10 protein-coding genes are annotated in these 14,048 nt (G+C 72.8%); 4 read left to right on the forward strand and 6 right to left on the reverse strand.

Annotation, left to right across the window (positions count from 1 at the left end; translation table 11 throughout):
* The first annotated feature begins 5 nt into the window (after positions 1-5).
* Positions 6-1,025, forward strand: a complete 1,020-nt coding sequence (locus tag BJY16_RS20885; protein ID WP_185041271.1) for a taurine ABC transporter substrate-binding protein — start codon at positions 6-8, stop codon at positions 1,023-1,025.
* Entirely contained in the window at positions 1,012-1,782 is a 771-nt protein-coding gene (locus BJY16_RS20890; protein WP_185041272.1) for an ABC transporter ATP-binding protein, read from the forward strand. The genes BJY16_RS20885 and BJY16_RS20890 overlap by 14 nt, the downstream gene beginning before the upstream one ends.
* Positions 1,783-2,048: 266 nt before the next feature.
* On the opposite strand, the gene BJY16_RS20895 is transcribed toward BJY16_RS20890, so the two are convergent.
* The 4 genes from BJY16_RS20895 to BJY16_RS20910 form a co-directional block, all read right to left on the reverse strand.
* A complete protein-coding gene (locus BJY16_RS20895) occupies positions 2,049-4,346 on the reverse strand; it encodes a putative bifunctional diguanylate cyclase/phosphodiesterase (RefSeq protein ID WP_185041273.1) in 2,298 nt (765 codons plus the stop codon).
* A gap of 143 nt (positions 4,347-4,489) precedes the next feature.
* The gene (locus tag BJY16_RS20900) at positions 4,490-6,169 is read right to left on the reverse strand and encodes a glycoside hydrolase family 13 protein (protein WP_185041274.1); all 1,680 of its coding nucleotides are present in this window, start codon (positions 6,167-6,169) and stop codon (positions 4,490-4,492) included.
* Positions 6,170-6,251: 82 nt separating this feature from the next.
* Positions 6,252-7,331, reverse strand: coding sequence for a LacI family DNA-binding transcriptional regulator (locus BJY16_RS20905; RefSeq protein WP_185041275.1), 1,080 nt, complete (start codon positions 7,329-7,331; stop codon positions 6,252-6,254).
* A 74-nt stretch (positions 7,332-7,405) separates the two neighbouring features.
* Entirely contained in the window at positions 7,406-9,289 is a 1,884-nt protein-coding gene (locus tag BJY16_RS20910; protein ID WP_185041276.1) for a glycoside hydrolase family 15 protein, read from the reverse strand.
* Positions 9,290-9,397: 108 nt separating this feature from the next.
* Between BJY16_RS20910 and BJY16_RS20915 the strand changes: the two genes are divergently transcribed.
* Positions 9,398-9,571 carry a CsbD family protein gene (locus tag BJY16_RS20915; protein WP_185041277.1) on the forward strand — a complete coding sequence of 58 codons (174 nt, stop codon included), beginning with the start codon at positions 9,398-9,400 and terminating at the stop codon, positions 9,569-9,571.
* Positions 9,572-9,616: 45 nt separating this feature from the next.
* On the opposite strand, the gene BJY16_RS20920 is transcribed toward BJY16_RS20915, so the two are convergent.
* Positions 9,617-10,840, reverse strand: coding sequence for a sulfite oxidase (locus tag BJY16_RS20920; RefSeq protein ID WP_185041278.1), 1,224 nt, complete (start codon positions 10,838-10,840; stop codon positions 9,617-9,619).
* Between the two features lie 47 nt (positions 10,841-10,887).
* Here BJY16_RS20920 and BJY16_RS20925 point away from each other — a divergent pair, with 47 nt between their 5' ends.
* A complete protein-coding gene (locus tag BJY16_RS20925; protein ID WP_185041279.1) occupies positions 10,888-12,033 on the forward strand; it encodes an LLM class flavin-dependent oxidoreductase in 1,146 nt (381 codons plus the stop codon).
* On the opposite strand, the gene BJY16_RS20930 is transcribed toward BJY16_RS20925, so the two are convergent.
* Positions 12,034-14,037: an MMPL family transporter gene (locus BJY16_RS20930; RefSeq protein ID WP_185041280.1), complete on the reverse strand. Its 2,004-nt coding sequence runs from the start codon at positions 14,035-14,037 to the stop codon at positions 12,034-12,036. It abuts the gene before it with no gap.
* Positions 14,038-14,048: the final 11 nt, after the last annotated feature.

The raw sequence follows: 14,048 nt of genomic DNA on the forward strand, positions 1-14,048 counted from the left end.
TTGTTGTGAAAAAGCTGATCGCTGTCCTTTCCGTCCTCTTCCTCGCGGCCTGCGGCAACGGCGCCGCCGCCGGCGGGGGTGACGCCTCGAAGAAATCGATCCGGATCGCCTACCAGGCGTTCCCCAGCGGCGACCTGATCGTCAAGAACCAGGGGCTGCTGGAGAAGGCGCTGCCCGACTACAAGATCACCTGGACCAAGTTCGACTCCGGCGCGTCGATCAACACGGCGTTCGTCGCGAAGAGCCTGGACATCGCGGCGATCGGCTCCAGCCCGGTGGCGCGCGGGCTGTCCGCGCCGCTCAACATCCCCTACCAGGTCGCCTTCGTGCTCGACGTGGCCGGGGACAACGAGGCGCTGGTCGCCCGCAACGGCAGCGGGGTCACCGACATCGCCGGGCTCAAGGGCAAGAAGGTGGCCACGCCGTTCGCCTCGACCGCGCACTACAGCCTGCTCGCGGCGCTGGCCGGGGCCGGCGTCAAGGAGTCCGAGGTGAACATCGTCGACCTGGAGCCGCAGGACATCCAGGCGGCGTGGACCCGGGGGGACCTGGACGCGGCGTACACCTGGCTGCCCTCGCTCGACGAGCTGAAGAAGACCGGCAAGGTGCTGATCAGCAGCCGGCAGCTGGCCACCGCCGGCAAGCCCACCCTGGACCTGGGCGTGGTGGACACCGCGTTCGCGCAGGCGCACCCGGAGGCGGTCGACGCCTGGCGCAAGGCCGAGTCGCAGGCCCTGGACCTGATCGCGAACGACCCGGCGGCCGCGGCCAAGGCGGTCGGCGCCGAGCTCAACCTCTCCGCCGACGACGCGCTCAACCAGCTCAAGCAGGGCGTCTTCCTGAAGCCGGCGGACATCAGCTCGCCGGAGTGGCTGGGCACCGAGGGCAACGTCGGCAAGCTCGCCGACAACCTGGTCAGCGCGGCCGAGTTCCTCAAGTCGCAGCAGAAGATCGACGCGGTGCCGGCGCTCGCCGACGTGCAGAAGGCGATCTACGTGAAGGGCCTGCCCGGTGTCCTCGGCTGAGACCCCGGCGGACGCGGTCGTCCTGGACGCGGTGACGCACTCCTACGGGGACGTCACCGCGGTCGGGCCGGTCGATCTGACCGTGCCGGCCGGCGAGTTCCTGGTCCTGGTCGGCGCGTCCGGCTGCGGCAAGAGCACGCTGCTGCGCCTGATCGCCGGCTTCGAGCAGCCCACCTCGGGCACGGTGCGGACCGCCGGGTCCGCGCCGCTGCCCGGGCGCGGGGCCGGCCTGGTCTTCCAGCAGCCCCGGCTGTTCCCGTGGAAGACCGTCGGCGGCAACATCGAGCTGGCCCTGCGCTACGCCGGCCAGCCGGTCTCCCCGGCCCGGGTCGACGAGTTGCTCGCCCGGGTCGGCCTGCACGACGTGGCCAAGCGCCGCACCTGGCAGATCTCCGGCGGTCAGCAGCAACGGGTGGCGATCGCCCGCGCCCTCGCCGTGGACAACCCGCTGCTGCTGCTCGACGAGCCGTTCGCCGCGCTGGACGCGCTCACCCGGGAACGCCTGCAGGCCGACCTGCGCCAGGTCAGCGCCGCCTCCGGCCGCACCTGCGTGTTCGTCACGCACAGCGTCGACGAGGCGATCTTCCTGGGCAGCCGGGTCGTGGTGCTCACCCCGCGCCCCGGCACCATCGCCCTGGACCTGCCGATCGACCTGCCCCGCACCGGCGTCCCGGCCGACGAACTGCGCGGCTCCGCCGAGTTCGCCGCCCTGCGCGCCGAGGTCGGCCACGCCATCCGGGACCGCGTCCCCACCTGACCGCCGCCCACCCCCGGTCCGCTTCCCGCGTTCCGGGTACGCCGGTACGCCCGTCCCGTCCGTGCCCGCCCGCGCCCGTCCGCGCCCGTCCGCGAGGCGGTCCCGGTGCGAGGTGGCCGCGCGCTCCCGGTCCCGGCTGGTCCTCACGGGTGTCTCGCCGACGGCGAGACACCCGTGAGGACCAGCCGAGGTTCGGTGGCGCGTCGCGGTCTCGCGCCGGGACCACCTCGCGTGAGGGTCTCGGGGATGGCGCTGGTGGCAGCCGGTCAGTCGATCACGACCGGCGCCTCCAGGGCCGCGTCGATCAGGGCGGCCGGGCCGGGCTTGGCGAAGAAGTAGCCCTGCGCGTACCGGTAGCCGAGGGCTTCGAGGCGGGACGCCTGCGCCTGGGTCTCGACGCCCTCGGCCACCGCGCGCAGCCCGAGGGTGGCCGCGATGGTGCTCAGCGAGGTGGCGATCGCCTCCTGCTCGGCGGTGCCGTTCAGCTCGTCGATGAACGACTTGTCCACCTTGAGGGTGGTGACCGGGCAGGTGCGCAGCAGGGTCAGCGACGACTGGCCGGTGCCGAAGTCGTCCAGGGCCACCCCGACGCCGAGGTCGCGCAGGTCGTGGACGGTGTTCAGGGCCGCGCCGCCGCCGAAGACCGCGGTCTCGGTGATCTCCAGGGTGATCTTGTCCGGGTCCAGCCGGTACCGGGCGATGGTCGAGGCGACCTGGTCCGGCAGGTCCGGATCGAGCAGCTGCCGGGCCGAGACGTTGATGTTGACCCGGGGCGCGCCGGCGCCGTGCCGGTGCTGCCAGCGGGCCGCGTCCGCGCAGGCCGTCTCGATCACCCAGAGGCCGAGGTCGAGGATCAGCCCGGTCTGCTCGGCGACCGGGATGAACTCGGCCGGCGACACCGGCGGCCCGTCCGGCGGGTGCCAGCGGACCAGCGCCTCGACGCCGGTGATCCGGCCGCCGGGCAGTTCCACGATCGGCTGGTAGACCAGCCGGAACTCGCCCATGTCCAGGCCCCGGCGCAGCGCCGCGGCCAGGTCGGCGTCGTGCTGCGCGGTGCTGTCCATCTCGGCGGTGTGCTCGGTGTACCGGTTCGCGCCGGCCCGCTTGGCCGCCTTGAGCGCCAGTTCGGCGCGGCGCAGCAGGTCGGGCAGTGCCTCGTCGCGCCCGGCGGCCACCCCGACGGTGGCGGTGACCAGCAGGTCGTGGCCGTCCACCCGCAGCGGCGTCCGGAACGCCCGGACCAGCTGCTCGCCCAGGTGCTCCTGGTCGCCGTCGATCAGCACGCCGAACTCGTCGCCGAGCAGCCGGGCCACCACCGCGTCCGGGAACGTCTCGGTGATCCGGGCCGCGGCGGCACGCAGCAGCGCGTCGCCGCGCTCGTCGCCGAGCCGGTCGTTGAGGGTGCCGAAACCGTCCAGGTCGCCGACCGCGACCACCGCCGGGGCGGTGCGCTGCTGCAGGGTGGCGGCGAACGACCGGCGGTTCGGCAGGCCGGTCAGGTCGTCGTGGTTGGCCTGCTCCTCCAACTGGTCCAGCAGGTCGGTGTTGTCGGAGAGCGCGGCGATCTGCCGGATCACCACCAGGGTGATCAGCACGATCGAGCCGCCGGCCAGGCCGGGCGGCAGGAAGCCCAGGTGCAGGGTGACGGTGATCAGCATGCCGACGGTGATCGCGACGGCGGCGTACGGGACCACGCTGATCCGCCGCCACCGGCGCGCCCAGCGCAGGTTGACTCCTCGCGGCGGCTGCCCGCCGTGGCGGATCTGGGAACGCGCGGCCAGGGCGAACATCAGTCCGACCGGGGACAGCGCCATGGCGGTGACGCTCAGGTGCGGGTGGTCCTTGACCGCCGGGTAGATCATCCAGGAGGCCGGGGCGAGCAGCCCGATCGGAGCCAGGTACCACAGGGCCGGCCCGTGCAGCGGTCCGGCGCCGGTGATCCCGACCCGGATCACCGCGACCACCGCGGTGATCGCGGTGACCAGAACGATCATCGTCATTCCGGCGGCCAGCCCGGGCAGCGGGGCGCCGGGCGGCGGGGGCCCGGGCGGCGGCCCACCGGGACCGCTGGGCACCGGCACCGGGAACGACCAGAGGAAGTGGGTGATCACCAGCATGGCGGCCACCCCGACCACCGCGACGTCCAGATACATCGCCAGGCTGGCGCGCCACGACCGGGGCGGGTGCGGCAGGCGCAGCAACGCGTAGCCGGCCCCGGCCACCGCGCCCAGATAGCAGGCGGCGCTGAAGCCGCTCATCGAGGTGGGGTGACCGGCCAGGGCGGTCTGCGTGCCGTGGCTGAGGCCACCCACGGTGAGCACCGCGGCGGCTGCGGCCAGTCGCTGCCAGAACAGCCGGGCCACTCCCTCGCTGGCCGCGGCGGCGGCCAGGGCGGCCAGCACGGCGGTGGCGGCCGACCCGATCCCGGCCGGCCAGAGCAGCCAGGCGGGCGGCGCGTCACCGAGCAGGCCGGCGACCCCGAGCAGGACGCTCAGCACCGCCCAGACGACCGCCAGGATGAGGATGCGCCCGGCCGTGCGGGCCGATCCGTCCACTGGTCGCATGCTCCACCGCCTTCAGGTCACCGTGCCTGATCGGTGGATGTGGACGGGATCTGAGAAAAAGTGCGGGCGTGACACGTCCCCCGGTCCGTGTCACGCCCGCAGCACCCGCCCACCCGCACCGTCCGCGGGTGGGTGGGACGGTTCTAGCTCGGGATGGACCACCAGACGGTGGTGTCCGGCGGCAGCACGACCTCGTCCGGGCCGCCCTCCACCGGGCCGCTGGCCAGCAGCAGCTCGCCCGGCCGGCCGACGCTGACCGGCTGGTCGCTCATGTTGACCGTGCAGCGGAAGACCGGCGCGCCCTCGACCTGCCGGTCGAAGGCCAGGATCCCGGCCGGGGCGGTCACCCAGCTCAGGTTCCCGGTGGGCTGCAGCGCCGGGTGGGTGCGCCGCACGGCGAGCGCCTTGCGGTACAGCTCCAGCGTCGAGTCCGGCACGTCGGCCTGCGCGGCCACGCTCAGCTTCGCCCACGACGCGGGCTGCGGGAGCCAGCTGCCGCCGCCCTCCGGGCCGAAGCCGTACGGCGCCTCGTCGCCGCTCCACGGGATCGGCACCCGGCAGCCGTCGCGGTAGCCGTCCTGACCGGTCGCCCGGTGGAACGCCGGGTCCTGGCGCACCTCCGGCGGCAGGTCCAGCACCTCCGGCAGGCCGAGCTCCTCGCCCTGGTAGAGGTAGGCGGAACCGGGCAGCGCCAGCATCAGCGCGCTGGCCGCCCGGGCCCGGCGCAGCCCGGCCACCTCGTCGACGGCGACCGCCTTGCGGCCGGCCACCTCACCCTCGGCGGTCTGCATCAGCCGGGTGGTGTGCCGGACCACGTCGTGGTTGGAGAGCGTCCAGGTGGTCGGCGCGCCGACCGCGCTCATCGCGGCGAGCGAGTCGTCGATCATCTGACGCTGCTCGTGCACGTTCCAGGCGGTGCCCAGGTAGCTGAAGTTGAACGCCTGGTGCAGCTCGTCGTCGCGGACGTAGTGCGAGACCCGGGCCAGGTTCGGCGCCCACGCCTCGGCGACCGCGATCCGCTCGCCCGGGTACTCGTCGAGGATCTGCCGCCAGGAGCGGTAGATCTCGTGCACGCCGTCCCGGTCGAAGCACGGGCTCTCGCCGACGCCGAGCAGGTGCCACTCGGCGTCCGCCCCGACGTCCGGCAGGCCCTCCTCCTTGACCAGGCCGTGCGCCACGTCCACCCGGAAGCCGTCGACGCCCAGGTCGAGCCAGAACCGCAGGATGGTCTTGAACTCGTCACGGACCGCCGGGTGCTCCCAGTTGAAGTCCGGCTGCTCCGGGGCGAACAGGTGCAGGTACCACTCGCCGTCCTCGACCCGGGTCCAGGCCGGGCCGCCGAAGATCGACGGCCAGTCGTTCGGCGGCAGCTCGCCGTTCTCGCCCTTGCCGGGGCGGAAGTGGTAGCGCTCGCGGAACAGCGAGCCGGGGCCCTCGGCGATCGCCTTCTGGAACCACTCGTGCTGGTCGGACGAGTGGTTGGGGACCAGGTCGACGATCACCCGCAGGCCGAGCGCGTGCGCTCCGGTGATCAGCTCGGAGGCGTCGGCGACGGTGCCGAAGATCGGGTCGACGGTCCGGTAGTCGGAGACGTCGTAACCCGCGTCCGCCTGCGGCGACGCGTAGAACGGGGAGAGCCAGACCGCGTCCACGCCCAGGTCCTTGAGGTACGGCAGGCGGCTGCTGATGCCGGGCAGGTCACCGATGCCGTCGCCGTTCGAGTCGGCGAAGCTGCGCGGGTAGATCTGGTAGATGACCGCGTTGCGCCACCAGGAAGCCGGCGGCGCCTCGACGGTGGGCGGTGCGACCAATTGATCTGTCATGGCGAGGAACGGTAGCAGGCAACTAACACGTGTTACATAGTCTGACGGCTGCTTTCTTTCAGCAAGTTCTTGCAGAGCGGTCTTATGCCGGATTTGTAGCGGAATCCCGGACGATCAGCGAGGTGCCGAGCATCTGGTGCGGGTGCTGGTCCTCGCCCCGGATCGCGGAGATCAGGAAGTCGGCGGCGATCCGGCCCTTGGTCACGATCGGCTGCCGCACGGTGGTCAGCCGGGGACGGAACCAGGCCGACTCGGCGAGGTCGTCGAAACCGGTCACCGAGACCTCGTCCGGCACGGCCACCCCCAGGTCCTGCAGGGCGTCCACGGCGCCGTAGGCCAGGACGTCGGAGAGGGCGAGGATGGCGCTCGGCGGCTCGCCGGACATCAGCTCCCGGGTCGCCTTGTAGCCGTCGGCGCGGGTCACCGGCACCTCGGCCACCCGCACGTCGTCGAGGGTCAGCCCCACCTCGGCGAGCGCGTCGGTGATCCCGGCCAGCCGCCGGGCGAGCGGTCCCCGATGCCCCGGGTCCGCCGCCGGCCGCGGCCCGATGGACAGCACCGCGAGCCGCCGATGACCGAGCTCCAGCAGGTAGCGGGCCACGTCCCGGGCGCCGCCGCGGTCATCCACCTCGACGTGCGGCGCGCCCTCGTGCCGGTCCGAGTCGATCAGCACGAACGGGATGCCGCGCCGATCCAATTCGGCCACCTCGCCCCGGTCGATCTCCAGCCCGCAGACGATGAAGCCGTCCACCGCGGCGTACGGGATCGCCTTGAGCACCGAGTCCTGCAGCGGCGGGGTGAGCAGCAGCGTGTAGCCCTCCCGGTCGCACACCTGCCCGGCGCCCATCAGGAACCGCGAGTAGTACGGGTTCTCCAGGATCTGCGCCAGCCCCTGCGGCAGCAGCACCCCGATCGAGTTGGTGGTCCCGGCCTGCAGCATCCGGCCCAGCGTGTTCGGCGTGTAGCCGAGCTCCTCGGCGACCGCGAGGATCCGCTCCCTGGTCGCGGTGGAGATCCGCTGCGGGTTGTTGAACGCGAAGGAGACCGCCGAGCGGGACACCCCGGCGGCCGCCGCGACGTCGGTGGAGGTGGGCTTGCCGGGCTTGGTCTTGAAAGTTCTTGCAGGAGCCTTCGAGGCGCTGCTCGGCTTCCTCGGCGGCATGCACGCTCCCTGGGGTCGGCGCCCACCATAACCCAGGCCGGTACGCACCCCCGGTGACCGGGGGTGCGGCGCGCTCAGGCGCCGGGCGACGGTGGCAGCACGGTGTGCCGCCGGGCCGCGGCTCGCGGATAGCGGTCCAGCTGCCGGTCCAGGGTGACCGCGGCGTCGATCAGCGACAGGTGGGTGAACGCCTGCGGGAAGTTGCCCAGCTGCTCGCCGGTCAGCCCGATCTCCTCCGAGTAGAGGCCGAGGTGGTTGGCGTAGGTCAGCATCTTCTCGAAGGTCACCCGCGCCTTGTCCAGCTCGCCGGCGCCGGCCAGCGCGGTCACGTACGCGAACGTGCACAGCGAGAAGGTGCCCTCCGAGCCGCGCAGGCCGTCCGGCGACGCGGCCGGGTCGTACCGGTAGACCAGGCTGTCGGTGACCAGCTCGCTCTCCATGGCCCGCAGGGTGGAGAGCCACCGCGGGTCGTGCGGCGTGACGAACCCGACGGTCGGCATCCGCAGCAGCGACGAGTCCAGCACGTTGGTGTCGTAGTGCTGGCGGAACGCCTGCCGGGCCGGGCTCCAGCCACGCTCCATGATCTCGGTGTAGATCGCGTCGCGCTGCCGGCGCCACTCGTCCAGCGGGGCCGGGCGGCCGTGCTCGGCGGCGATCCGCAGTCCGCGGTCCAGGGCCACCCAGCACATCAGCCGGCCGTAGGTGAAGTCCTGCCGCCCGCCTCGGGTCTCCCAGATGCCCTCCTCCGGCTGCGCCCAGTTGGCCGCCACCCAGTCGAGCATGTGCCGGATCGCCTGCCAGCCCTCGTGCCCGGGGACGATCCCGTGGCGCTGGCCGACGTAGATGCTGTCCATCGCCTCGCCGTAGATGTCCAGCTGCAGTTGCCCGGCGGCGCCGTTGCCGATCCGCACCGGGCTCGAGCCGCGGTAGCCGGACCAGTGCGGCAGCGTCTCCTCGATCAGGTCGCTCGACCCGTCCACCCGGTACATGATCTGCAGCGGGCCGGTCGGATCCTTCTCGGCCTGCTCGAACACCCGGTCGCGCAGCCAGCGGCCGAGCGCCGCCGCCTCGTCGCTGAAGCCCAGCGACAGCAGCGAGTACACCGAGAACGAGGCGTCGCGCACCCAGGTGTAGCGGTAGTCCCAGTTGCGCTCGCCGCCGACCTGCTCGGGCAGCGCCGCGGTGGGCGCCGCGACCAGCCCGCCGGTCGGCGCGTAGGTCATCAGCTTGATCGTGATCGCCGCCCGGTGGACCATCTCGCGCCAGCGCCCCTGGTAGGTGCAGCCGCTCAGCCAGGACTCCCAGAAGTCCACCGTCTCGTCGAGCAGCCGCAGCGCCTCGGTCAGCGGGAACTGGGTCAGCGGGGCGGCCGGCCCAATCTCCAGCACCAGCCCGCGCCGCTGGCCGGCCCGCAGCTGCAGCTCGGCCCGCACGTCGCCGTCGCTGTCCACCCAGGACCGGCCGGGCTCCTCGAACGGCTCGCGGATCAGGCGTACGGTAAGCGCCTCCTTGTCGGTCTCGAAGAGCACCGCCTGGTCGGTCGCGCGGGTCCGGAACGGGTCCCGGCCGTAACCGAAGCGCGGCGCGATGTGCACCGCGAAGGTCATCTCGCCGCGCACGCAGCGCACCAGCCGGACCAGCCGGTGCCGGTCGGTCGCCGTGGTGCTGTCCGAGATCGGCATGAAGTCGACGATCTCGCCGACCCCGGTGTCGGTCATGAACCGGGTGACCAGCACCGCGCTGTCCGGCAGGTAGAGCTGCTTGGCGGTGAACGCCTCGGTGGCCGGTCGGGTGATCAGATGACCGCCGCGCCCGGCGTCCAGCAGCGCCCCGAAGACGCTGGGCGAGTCGAAGCGCGGCGCGCAGAACCAGTCGACGGTGCCGTCGGTGGCGACCAGCGCAGCGGTCTGCAGGTCACCGATCAGCCCGTGTTCGGCGATGGGTGGGAAGTCCGGCATGGGGTCAGCATCCGGTGTGACGACCGATCCGGCCTCATGCGTTACGGATGAAGTCATCCCGGGTATCAGCGAGGTCGAGAAGGACCACGATCCCCGCGGAGGTGTGCGATGGCTTTCGATGACAAGGTCGACAACAAGGCCGAGGAAGTCGGCGGCAAGGTCAAGGAAGGCGTCGGCAAGGCCACCGATGACGAGCAGCTCGAGGCCGAGGGCAAGGCGGACCAGACCAGCGCCAACGTCAAGCAGGCCGGCGAGAAGATCAAGGACATCTTCAAGTCCTGATCGGATGCGTGGAGCCGGGCCGGGGCGATGCGCCCCGGCCCGTTCTCATGCGGCGGTGACCGGCACCCGGACCACGGCGTCGAACAGGTAGCCCAGGGTGTTGTACCGGGCCACCTCGGGCTGGGTGGCGCCGTGCACGTCGGTGGCCCGGGCCAGCAGCTCGTGGGCGCCCGCGGCCGGCCGCCAGTCCAGCGCCCACTGCTGCCAGGCGCCGTCCCGGGACGGCCCGGTGAACCGGGCGCGCCGCCACGTCGCCCCGCCGTCGGTGCTCACCTCGACCGTGCGGATCCGCCCGCCGGCCGACCAGGACCGGCCGGTCAGCGTCACCCGGCGCCCGGCAGCGACCGTGGCCCCCGGGTCCAGCTCGAACGCGCTCTTGATCACCTGGCGGTCGAACGGCTGCCCCTCGGCCGGGAAGTCCGGCCCGAACAGCCGGTACCACTGGGTGTTCCACGGCGAGAAGAGCGGCTCGGCGGAGACCTCGATCCGCCCGACCCACTTGATGTTGGCGATGCCGATCCAGTGCGGGACGATCACCCGGACCGGGTGGCCGTGGTCGGCGGGCAGCGGCTCGCCGTTCATCTCGTAGGCCAGCAGCACGTCGTCGAAGGCCTTGGCGATCGGGAACGGGCGGCGCACCGGGCCCAGGTCGACGCCGCCGGTCACGTAGTTCGGATCCAGGCCGCTGGGCTGCACGTCGACCGCGTCCCGGCGGACCCCGGCGCGGCGCAGCACGGTCGACAGCCGGACGCCACGCCAGCGGGCGACACCCACGCCGCCCAGGCCCCAGGCCGTACCGGAAACGGTCTGGCCCTGCTGCGAGCTGAAGTAGCCGCGGCCGTTGCCGGCGCACTCGACGGTGACCACCCGGGTCTCGGCCGGCAGGCGGCGCAGATCCCGGAGGCTGAAGTGCGCGGCGTCGCCGCGCAGACCGGAGCCGGACACCTCGAGGCTCCAGGACGCGGCGTCGATGACCGGCGTGCTGGTGTGGTTGCGCACGAAGAACCGGTCGATCGGGACCACGTAGCCCTGGTCCCTCAGCGCCGACCACCGGGTCTCCGCGTTGGTGCCGAGGACCCGGAACAGCTCCGGCGGCAGCGGCTTGACGATCGGCGCGCCGGCCGCCGCGGCCGGGGCGGACGGCAGGCCCGCGGCGCCCGCACCGACCGCCGCGGCCAGGGCGAACAGGTCGCGGCGGGAGAATCCCCGGGCCCGGCCGGCCAGGAGATCGCGCAGCCGGGTCGCGTCGTATGCAGCCTCATCGATCATGGCAGGGATCCTATCGAGCCGATGGGAGTGGTGGGTAGGCTCCGCGCATGGACTTCCACTGGTTTCTGCCTACCAACGGCGACAGCCGGGACATCGTCGGCGGCGGGCACGGCACGCCGTCCGGGTCGGCCGGCGGGGTGCGCCCGCTGACCATCGGCTACCTCGGTCAGATCGCGCGCAGCGCGGAGCAGCTCGGCTTCGTCGGCGCGCTCACCCCGACCGGCGCCTGGTGCGAGGACGCGTGGCTGACCACGGCGATGCTCACCGAGGTCACCGAGCGGCTGAAGTTCCTGGTCGCGTTCCGGCCCGGGCTGATCTCGCCGACCCTGGCGGCGCAGATGTCGTCGACCTTCCAGCGGCTCTCCGGCGGGCGGCTGCTGCTCAACGTGGTGACCGGTGGCGAGTCCGGCGAGCAGCGCCAGTTCGGCGACTTCCTGGACAAGGACGCGCGCTACGCGCGGACCGCGGAATTCCTCACGGTGGTCCGTGGGTTGCTGCGCGGCGAGACCGTTTCGTACGCCGGGGAGCACCTGCGGGTCGAGAACGCCAAGCTCGCCCGGGTCCCGGAGGTCCCGCCGACGATCTACTTCGGTGGCTCCTCCCCGGCGGCCGGCCCGGTCGCCGCCGAGCACGCCGACGTCTACCTGACCTGGGGCGAGCCGCCCGCCCAGGTGGCCGAGAAACTGGCCTGGATCCGCACCCTGAAGCCGGACATGACGTTCGGCATCCGGCTGCACGTGATCACCCGGGACACCGCGGAACAGGCCTGGGCGGAGGCGTCCCGGCTGCTGCGCAACGTCTCCGAGCAGGACATCGCGGCGGTCCAGGCCGGCCTGCGGCAGAGCGAGTCGGAGGGCCAGCGCCGGATGCTCGACCTGCACGGCGGCAGCCGGGACGGCCTGGTCGTCTCGCCGAACCTGTGGGCCGGCGTCGGCCTGGTCCGCGGCGGCGCCGGCACCGCCCTGGTCGGCAGCCACACCGAGGTCGCCGACCGGATCGAGGAGTACGCCTCGCTGGGCATCTCCGAGTTCATCCTCTCCGGGTACCCGCACCTGGAGGAGGCGTACTGGTTCGGCGAGGGGGTGCTGCCCGAGCTGCGCCGCCGGGGCCTGTGGCGGCACCCGGCGGGGGAGAAGGGGACCGCGCCGACCGCGATCCCCTTCGCCGGTGTGCCTCTGGAGAAAGCGAGCTGATCAGCTCCGCTCGGCCGCGACCGGCTCCCGATCCGGGGCCACGGCGCCACCCGGCGCCGTGACCTGCGGCCGGCCCGGCCACCAGAACCGGTCACCGAGGATGGTGGCCAGGGCCGGCACCAGCACCGTGCGGACCAGCAGGGTGTCCAGCAGCACGCCGATCATCACGATCACGCCGATCTGGGTCAGCGTGATCACCGGCAGCACGCCGAGCACCGCGAAGACCGCGGCCAGCAGGATGCCGGCGCTGGTGATCACCGCTCCGGTCACCGCGACGGCGTGCACCATGCCGTCCCGGGTGCCGCGCTTGCCGGCCTCCTCCCGGGCCCGGGTGACCAGGAAGATGTTGTAGTCCACGCCGAGCGCCACCAGGAACAGGAACGAGAAGAGCGGCACCTGGTTGTCCAGCGCGTGGTCGAACAGGAACGACCCGGCGCCGAGCGCGGCCAGGAAGCTGATGATCACCGTGCCGATCAGCAGCAGCGGGGCGACCAGCGACCGGAGCAGCACCACCAGCACCAGCAACACCACCAGCAGGATCACCGGGACGATCACCCGCAGGTCGTGCCGGGTGGCGTCGCGGGTGTCCAGGCTGGTCGCCACGCTGCCGCCGACCAGCGCCTCGCCGTCCAGCCCGGCGCGCAGCGCGCGGATCGCGTCGTAGGACTCGTCGGTGTCCGGCACGGCGTCCAGGATCACCTGGATGCTCGCCTGGTCGGTGGTCTGCTCGGCGATCCGGGCCTGCGCCACCCCCTCCGTCCCGGAGACCGTGGCCAGCACCGCCTCGGCCCGCTCCGGGCTGGTCAGCACCACGGTCGGGCTGGCCGCGCCGGCCGGGAAGTACTTCGACAGGGTCTCCAGGCCGGCCACCGACTCCGACTTCACCCGAAACTGCTCGGTCTGCGACAGGCCGAGCCGGGTGCCGAGCGCGCCGGCCGACAGCACCCCCAGGATGATCATCGACGCGATGGTGACCGCGACCGGCTTGCGGGAGACCGCCCGGCCGACCCGGGCCCAGACGCCCTTCTCCGCCTCCACGCCGGCCTGGCCGACCCGCGGGACGAACGGCCAGAACAGCCCGCGCCCGCAGACCACCAGCGCGGCCGGCAGCACCAGCAGCGCGAACAGCGCGGCGACCGCGATCCCGGCGGCGGCCGTGACGCCCAGCGACACGTTGCTCTCCAGGCTGGCCAGCAGCAGGGTGAGCAGGCTCAGGATGACCGTGCCGGCGCTGGCCGCGATGGCCGGGCCGGCGCCGCGCAGCGCCCGCCGCATCGCCTCGAACCGGTCCTCGTGCCCGTGCAACTCCTCCCGGTAGCGGGAGATCAGCAGCAGCGCGTAGTCGGTGCCGGCGCCGAAGACCAGCACGGTCACGATGCCGGTGGTCGAGCCGCTCACCGGCAGGCTGGTGTGCTGCGAGATCAGCGCGATGATCCCGGTGCTGAGCCGGTCGGCGAGCCCGACCACGGCGAGCGGGACCAGCCAGAGCAGCGGACTGCGGTAGGTGACCAGCAGCAGCACCGCGACCACCACCACGGTGACCAGCAGCAGTCGCGTGTTCGCCCCGGTGAAGCTGTCGGCCAGGTCGGCGGTGAACCCGGCGCCGCCGGTGACCTGCGCGGTCACCCCGGCCGGCAGCCCGTCCCGGACCTCGGCCCGCAGGTCGGCGACCTGCTTGATCGCCTCGTCCGACGACAGGCCGGCCGGCAGCGGCACCGAGACGATCGCGGCCTTCCGGTCCTGGCTGAGGATCGGCCGGCCGAGCGGGGTGACGGTGGCGAGGTCGGCGTCGGTGAGCGCCCGGCCATCCTTGGCCACCACGATCAGGGCCGCGTTGGTGCGGCCGGAAGGCAGCTGTTTCTGCAGCTGGGCCACCCGGGTCGACTCGGCCGAGGAGGGCAGAGACGCGGTCGGTTCGTTGGTGACCCGGGTCGACCCGGAGAGGCCGATCACCAGGCCACCCAGCACCAGGGCCAGGAGCAGCGACGCCCATGCGCGTCTCATGAATCCTCCAA

Source organism: Actinoplanes octamycinicus, from assembly GCF_014205225.1.
In the GTDB taxonomy this organism is placed as follows: Bacteria; Actinomycetota; Actinomycetes; order Mycobacteriales; family Micromonosporaceae; genus Actinoplanes; species Actinoplanes octamycinicus.

Coding starts and splice junctions, on each gene's coding strand:
- BJY16_RS20895 (WP_185041273.1), bottom strand. CDS start 4,346: ATGCGACCAGTGGACGGATCGGCCCGCACGGCCGGGCGCATCCTCATC.
- BJY16_RS20900 (WP_185041274.1), bottom strand. CDS start 6,169: ATGACAGATCAATTGGTCGCACCGCCCACCGTCGAGGCGCCGCCGGCT.
- BJY16_RS20905 (WP_185041275.1), bottom strand. CDS start 7,331: ATGCCGCCGAGGAAGCCGAGCAGCGCCTCGAAGGCTCCTGCAAGAACT.
- BJY16_RS20910 (WP_185041276.1), bottom strand. CDS start 9,289: ATGCCGGACTTCCCACCCATCGCCGAACACGGGCTGATCGGTGACCTG.
- BJY16_RS20915 (WP_185041277.1), top strand. CDS start 9,398: ATGGCTTTCGATGACAAGGTCGACAACAAGGCCGAGGAAGTCGGCGGC.
- BJY16_RS20920 (WP_185041278.1), bottom strand. CDS start 10,840: ATGATCGATGAGGCTGCATACGACGCGACCCGGCTGCGCGATCTCCTG.
- BJY16_RS20925 (WP_185041279.1), top strand. CDS start 10,888: ATGGACTTCCACTGGTTTCTGCCTACCAACGGCGACAGCCGGGACATC.
- BJY16_RS20930 (WP_185041280.1), bottom strand. CDS start 14,037: ATGAGACGCGCATGGGCGTCGCTGCTCCTGGCCCTGGTGCTGGGTGGC.